A 6364-nucleotide genomic window follows, 5' to 3' on the forward strand; every position below is an offset into this window, starting at 1 on the left:
GTCCTGGGGCGGGGCGGGGTCGCCGGAGTACTGGCGCGTCGGCTGTGCGCTGTCGAGACCGGGTCGCGGTCCCCTCGCTTCCATCGTCGTACGTCGTGCCGGTGATCGGGATCTGCTGGTCCTCGTCCCGATCCCGGCTCGTCGTCACGTCGTCGTACGTGGTCGCGTGGGTCCTGCGTTGTACGGTTCGTACCGCCTGCGCGGTCCGTACGGTCCGTACGGCTTCCCGGAGTCGTGCGCCGGTGTGCGGTGACTCCGGCTCGCGCCCCGCGTGCGCCTGTTACACGGCCCCGGTGCCGCCGCCGCCCGGCAAGCTGGCGGCGTGCGTGATGACGTCGTCGATGAGGCCGTAGTCCTTGGCCTCGTAGGCGTCGAACCAGCGGTCGCGGTCGGAGTCGCGGGTGATCTGCTCGACCGCCTGGCCGGTGTGGTGCGCCGTGAGCTCGGCCATGCGCTTCTTGGTGTGCAGCAGCCGCTCCGCGTGGATCTTGATGTCGGAAGCCGAGCCGGCGAGGCCGGCGGAGGGCTGGTGGATCAGGATCTCGGCGTTCGGCAGGGCGAAGCGCTTGCCCGGCGTGCCCGCGCTGAGCAGGAACTGGCCCATGGAGGCGGCGAGACCCATGGCGATGGTCACCACGTCGTTCTTGATGAACTGCATGGTGTCGTAGATCGCCATGCCGGCCGTGATCGAGCCGCCGGGGCTGTTGATGTACAGGTTGATGTCCTTGTCCGGGTCGGCGGCAAGGAGCAGCAACTGTGCGGTGATCTTGTTCGCGATGTCGTCGTCGACCGGCTGGCCGAGGAAGATGATCCGCTCGCCGAGCAGCCGGTTGTAGACCTGGTCGCCGAGGCCACCACCGATGGAAGGCTCGCCGGCGGCTGAGGGCATCAGATTCGTCACGTATCCACCTGCTCGTCTTTACGACGGCGCCGGGCCGTCTTACGTCTTCTGCTGGGGCCTGGGATCCCGTGCTCGCCCCTGCCGGGGCGGCTCCGGGGGCTCCCCTGCCCTCGTATTCATGGACCCTAACGCGCGGGTCCCTCCGGGGAATCCCGCAGAGGGAACTGTTCGCTGTCAGCGCATGCGCTGCCGCTGGGCTGGCCGGTTGCTGTGGGCTCGCCCTGGCTTTTGAGTGGCCCTTTGCCGGTGGGCGCCGTCACGGGGCTCCGCCCCGGGCCCCTTGCCGACGGTCTCGTCTGCCGGGTTCTGGTTGTGGGCGAGTGCGGGTGCGTTGTGGCTGGTCGCGCAGTTCCCCGCGCCCCTAAGAGCACGGGCGCGCCCGGCATCCCTATGCGCCGCCACCCTGACGCACCCCTGGCCCCGTACGACCGCCCGTCCCGTACGCCAGCCAGTCCCGTACGACCGCCGGTCCCGCGTTCCGTCAGCCCCCTACGACCGCCGGCCCCGCATTCGGTCAGCCCCCTACGACCGCCGGCCCTGTACGTGCCGTAGGCGACACACGCGTCCTCGGCCCTCGCCGGTCCGCAGCCGCGTACGCACGACAGGGGGTGTGCCGGGAGGTGTCCGCCCGCAGCGGCCGGCGTCCGCCGCTGAGGACCTGCCCACCTACAGCACCGCCGGACCGAGGACGGAGACCTCCCGGCGCGCCCCCGACCCCGTACGAACCCGAGGCGAACCGCCCACGGCGGGAAAGCCGCGTACGCGCCCCTCACACCACCAGCGAGCGCGCCAGGCGCCGCGCGGACGCCGACGGGCCCCGAGAAGCGCTTGCGCGGTCTCGGGGCCCGTCAGGGGTGCGTTACGGGTGCCGTGGGCGTCAGGCGTCCGGCTTGTCCTCGGCCGGGGTCTCGGTGGAGGCCTCGGCGGTCTCGGCGGTCTCGGTGGAGCCCTCCGACTCCTCCTCGTCCTCGTCGTCCAGGTCGACGACCTCGCCGTTGGTGTCCTTCACCGTGGCGGCCTCGACGACCAGGGCCAGGGCCTTGCCGCGGGCGACCTCGCCGACGAGGAGCGGAACCTGGCCGCCCTCGACGACCGCCTGTGCGAACTGGTCGGGGGACATACCGGAGGAGGCGGCACGGCGCATCAGGTGCTCCGTGAGCTCCTCCTGGTTGACGTTCAGCTTCTCCCTGGAGACCAGCTCGTCGAGGACGAACTGGGTCTTGATGCCCTTGACCGCGGCCTCGCGGGTCTCCTCGTCGAACTCCTCGGCCGTCTTGCCCTGGAGCTCCAGGTACTTCTCGAGGTCGAGGCCCATCTGGCCGAGCTGGTGGTGCTCCAGGTTGTGCTTGCGGGTGTTCATCTCGTCCTCGAGCAGCTTCTCGGGGACGGGCACCTCGACGAGCTCCAGCAGCTTCTCCAGGACGCGCTCCTGTGCCTGCGTGGCCTGGTCGTACTGCTTCATGTTCTCGAGGCGCTTGCGGCTGTCCGCCCGCAGCTCCTCCAGCGTGTCGAACTCGGACGCGAGCTGCGCGAACTCGTCGTCCAGCTCCGGCAGCTCCCGGGCGGCGACCTGGGTGACCTTGACCGTCACCTCGGCCTCCTTGCCGGCCGCCGAGCCGCCCTTGAGCTCGGAGGTGAAGGTCGTCTCGCCACCGGCCTCCAGGCCCGTCACGGCCTCGTCGATGCCGTCGAGCAGCTCGCCGGAGCCGATGGCGTAGGAGACGCCGTCGGCGACGCCGTCCTCCAGCACCTCGCCGTCGACCTTGGCCTCCAGGTCGATCGTCACGACGTCGCCGTCCGCGGCGGCGCGCTCGACGGGGGACGTCGAGGCGAAGCGCTCACGGAGCTGCTCGACCGACTTCACGATGTCCTCGTCGGTGACCTCGACGGCGTCGACCTCGACCTCGATGCCGGAGTAGTCCGGGATCTCGATGGCGGGGCGGACGTCGACCTCGGCGGTGAAGTTCAGCGTCTCGCCGTCCTTCAGCTCCGTGATGTCGACCTCGGGCTGGCCGAGGACGTTCAGCTCGGCCTCGTTGACCGCCTCGGTGTAGAGCTTCGGAAGCGCGTCGTTGACTGCCTCCTCCAGCACGGCACCGCGACCGAACCGCTGGTCGATGACCCGGGCGGGGATCTTGCCCTTGCGGAAGCCCTTCACCGTGACCTGCTGGTTGATCTTCTTGTACGCCGCGTCGAGGCTGTCCTTGAGCTCCTCGAAGGGCACCTCGACAGTGAGCCGAACCCGAGTCGGGTTCAGGGTCTCCACGGCGCTCTTCACGGTTCGGTCTCCTTGTGGCTGACTTCTTGGGTTTCTGCCTGTGCGCTGCCACCGGTACGGACGACCGGAGCAGAGCCTCAGCGGATTCGCGGGCCCTGAGAGACGTAACAATGCAGACACACGGGCGCGCAGCTTGCATAGTAACCGCAGGCGGTTCGCGCCCCCAAAAGAAGAGCGTGACGCTCCGGGCTTCCCGTGGCGGGTTCCGGCTGGTGGTCGGGGTGGCGGGATTTGAACCCACGGCCTTCCGCTCCCAAAGCGGACGCGCTACCAAGCTGCGCCACACCCCGTCTGGTGCGACACGTAGGGTACATGCCCGCAGGCAGTGCGGCTGCCGCATTTCCCGAGCGAGGGTCCCGCGCCGGTGCGGCCGGGAAACGGGGTGTGCGGTGAGGGTGTCCGACCCGCTACGATGCATCCAGTGCCGCGGTCACCTGACCTGCGGCGCGACGTGTGCGGGCGTAGCTCAATGGTAGAGCCCTAGTCTTCCAAACTAGCTACGCGGGTTCGATTCCCGTCGCCCGCTCTGATCGGCTCAGGGCCAGGTCGGAGGTTCGATCCTCCACCTGGCCCTGATCGTTTTCCGGCGTGGCGTTCAGCCCGCTGTGCCCCCGCGCCACCGCGGCCCCCGCGAGCACGGTGGGGCGCCCTCCCCGGAGCGACCGACCGCGGGGCTAGAACTGGATCGAGTTCAGGGTCTCGGCTATGGAGTTGAGGAACCGCTGGATGTCGTCGGCCATGCCGGTCGAGGCGAGGAAGAAGCCGAAGAGCACGGCGACGACCGCAGGTCCGGCCTTGATGTTCCCTCCTCGCAGCAACACCACAAGGATGATCGCCAACAGCAGCACCACTGACAGCGAAATGGCCACAACTCATCACACCCTCGGTCGGTCCGCTCACCCGGCCCGGGAGTGCCGGCCCCGCACACCCCCGTCGGAACCATCGTGCCACCAACCCGGCTCACGTATGCGACAGGTGGGCCAACGTTGACCGTTCGTCGTGCTGGACCTGCGCACCTTCACCCTCAACGGCCGCACACCGCACGGCAATTCGAGGAGTCACCCGTGGTCGAATTCGGAGGTGATCGTTTCCATGCACACACATCCTGTTCGCAGCTATTTCGAATTGTTGCCACAGGCACACCAAGTCCCCTGAGGAAGCGGACATTTCACCAGAGTCGCCCGCGAACGTTATGCACCATTTAGTCCGGAAGAATGAGGACAGAAGGGCAGTAAACGGCACGTTGCCGGTATAGCAATCGACGTGTGCCCCTTCGTCAAATCCGGGTACTCGCAGGCGGTAATACGGGATTCACGTCGAGGGTTTTACTAAATCGCACAGACAACGCTAGGGTGCCTCAGATGTTCACCGCTGCCTCATCCCCCGCACACGCAGCGAGTGCCCGGACCGTCCCCCGGACTTCCCGGTGGGAGGGTCTGTGACGAACTCGCTGCGACCGCACGGCCCCAGGGCGCCGCTCCCCCCGGCTCAGCAGCCGACGGACGGAGTGCCGAGCCCGCGTTCCCCCCACACGGCGCGGCCGGCCACGAGTGCCACCGCGGCGGACGCCAGACCGGTCAAACAGCGCGACGCGTTCTTCGACAACGCCAAGTACCTGGCCATCGTGCTCGTCGCGATGGGTCACGCCTGGCAGCCCCTCACCGGCCACAGCCGCGCCGCCGAGGCGCTCTACATGGTCGTCTACACGTTCCACATGCCGGCGTTCATCGTCATCTCCGGTTACTTCTCGCGCAGTTTCGACATGCGCCCCGACCGGCTCCGGCGCCTGGTCACCGGCGTCGCCGTCCCGTACGTGATCTTCGAGGTGGCGTACTCCTTCTTCAAGCGCTGGGCCGACGACGCCCCGAGCCATCCGATCAGCCTGCTCGACCCGTGGTACCTCACCTGGTTCCTGATCGCGCTGTTCGTGTGGCGGATGACGACCCCGCTGTGGAAGGTCGTGCGCTGGCCCGTGCCGCTCGCGCTGGCCATCGCCGTCCTCGCCTCGGTCTCGCCCGACATCGGCGACGACCTGGACCTCCAGCGCGCCCTGCAGTTCATGCCGTTCTTCGTCGTGGGTCTGTGCATGAAGCCCGAGCACTTCCAGCTGATGCGGCGCCGCGAGGTGCGGATCCTGTCGGTGCCGGTGTTCGCGGTGGCCCTGGCGGTCGCGTACTGGGCGGCGCCCCGTATGACCTCGGCGTGGTTCTACCACCGTGACAGCGCACAGGAGTTGGGCGCTCCGTGGTGGTCCGGCGTCGTCATGACGCTCGCGCTCTTCGGCTGCTCGATGGTGCTCACGGCCTGCTTCTTCGCCTGGGTGCCGCGCCGCAAGATGTGGTTCACGGTGCTCGGCGCGGGCACGCTCTACGGCTACCTGCTGCACGGCTTCCTCGCCAAGGGGTCCCGCTTCTGGGGCTGGTACGACACCTACGACTGGGTCTACCAGCCGGTCGGCGAGATCTTCGTCACGCTGTTCGCGGCCGCGGTCATCACGGCGCTGTGCACTCCGCCGGTGCAGCGGATGTTCCGGTTCGCGATGGAGCCGAAGATGGAGTGGGCGTTCAAGCGGGACGCGACGGAGTTGGCGCGGGAGCGCGGCAAGGCCGCCGGGCAGTCCGGCAAGGGCGGCGCCAAGCAGTCCGGCAAGGGCAGCAAGGCCGACGCCAGGACCTGACCGCTCTCAGCTCCCTTCACCTCTCGCCTCCTCGGCCGTCAGGCCGAGGAGGCTTCGCATGTGGGCGTACTTCCTCTCCAGCCGGGCGCGGGTCGCCTCGTCGAGGACCGCGAGCCGGGCGGGGTCGGCGTTGTGCGCCAGGTCGGCCTCCTTGACCAGCAGGGCGCCCGGGGTGGCGAGGATGCGCGCCGCGTACTCCTCAGGGGGTTCGCCGGGCCGCTTGGTGAGCGCCCGCACGACGTCCTTCGTACGGTCCGTCAGCGCGGCCCCGCGCAGCCACTCCTCCGACAGCGCGTCGTCCTCCACCGCGTCGTGCAGCCAGGCCGCCGCGATCTGCTCCTCGTCACCGCCACGGGCGCGCACACCCTCGGCCACGGCCCGCAGGTGTTCCGCGTAGGGCCGTCCGGCCTTGTCGCTCTGGGCGGCGTGCGCCTCACGGGCGAGGGTCTCGACTTCGAGGAGTGTCAGGAGGGTCACGGGGTCCAGTCTGCGGGGTGCGGGGTGCAGT

General features: G+C 69.0%; 6 protein-coding genes and 2 tRNA genes. 3 read left to right on the forward strand and 5 right to left on the reverse strand.

Annotated elements, in window-relative coordinates:
- Nucleotides 1-253 (forward strand): hypothetical protein (locus tag FNH08_RS52650; RefSeq protein ID WP_228034695.1); only part of this gene is annotated, 253 nt, incomplete at its 5' end.
- A 27-nt stretch (nt 254-280) separates the two neighbouring features.
- Here the strand turns inward: FNH08_RS52650 and FNH08_RS41725 are convergent.
- The 3 genes from FNH08_RS41725 to FNH08_RS41735 form a co-directional block, all read right to left on the reverse strand.
- On the reverse strand, nt 281-901 hold the full coding sequence (locus FNH08_RS41725; RefSeq protein WP_322726317.1) for an ATP-dependent Clp protease proteolytic subunit: 621 nt from the start codon (nt 899-901) through the stop codon (nt 281-283).
- An 877-nt stretch (nt 902-1778) separates the two neighbouring features.
- Nucleotides 1779-3179 (reverse strand): trigger factor, encoded by a 1401-nt coding sequence (gene tig / locus FNH08_RS41730; RefSeq protein WP_322726318.1) that lies wholly within the window; start codon nt 3177-3179, stop codon nt 1779-1781.
- A gap of 213 nt (nt 3180-3392) precedes the next feature.
- Nucleotides 3393-3469 (reverse strand) — tRNA-Pro (locus tag FNH08_RS41735).
- 165 nt (nt 3470-3634) lie between these two features.
- Between FNH08_RS41735 and FNH08_RS41740 the strand changes: the two genes are divergently transcribed.
- Nucleotides 3635-3705 (forward strand) — tRNA-Gly (locus tag FNH08_RS41740).
- 148 nt (nt 3706-3853) lie between these two features.
- On the opposite strand, the gene FNH08_RS41745 is transcribed toward FNH08_RS41740, so the two are convergent.
- The gene (locus FNH08_RS41745; RefSeq protein ID WP_322726319.1) at nt 3854-4048 is read right to left on the reverse strand and encodes a hypothetical protein; all 195 of its coding nucleotides are present in this window, start codon (nt 4046-4048) and stop codon (nt 3854-3856) included.
- A gap of 569 nt (nt 4049-4617) precedes the next feature.
- Between FNH08_RS41745 and FNH08_RS41750 the strand changes: the two genes are divergently transcribed.
- The gene (locus FNH08_RS41750; RefSeq protein ID WP_322726320.1) at nt 4618-5856 is read left to right on the forward strand and encodes an acyltransferase family protein; all 1239 of its coding nucleotides are present in this window, start codon (nt 4618-4620) and stop codon (nt 5854-5856) included.
- A gap of 6 nt (nt 5857-5862) precedes the next feature.
- Here FNH08_RS41750 and FNH08_RS41755 read toward each other — a convergent pair whose 3' ends face one another.
- Entirely contained in the window at nt 5863-6324 is a 462-nt protein-coding gene (locus FNH08_RS41755) for an HD domain-containing protein (protein WP_152776731.1), read from the reverse strand.
- Between the last annotated feature and the right edge of the window lie 40 nt (nt 6325-6364).

The sequence above is a fragment of the Streptomyces spongiae genome, assembly GCF_009377185.1.
GTDB classification, from domain to species: domain Bacteria; phylum Actinomycetota; class Actinomycetes; order Streptomycetales; family Streptomycetaceae; genus Streptomyces; species Streptomyces spongiae.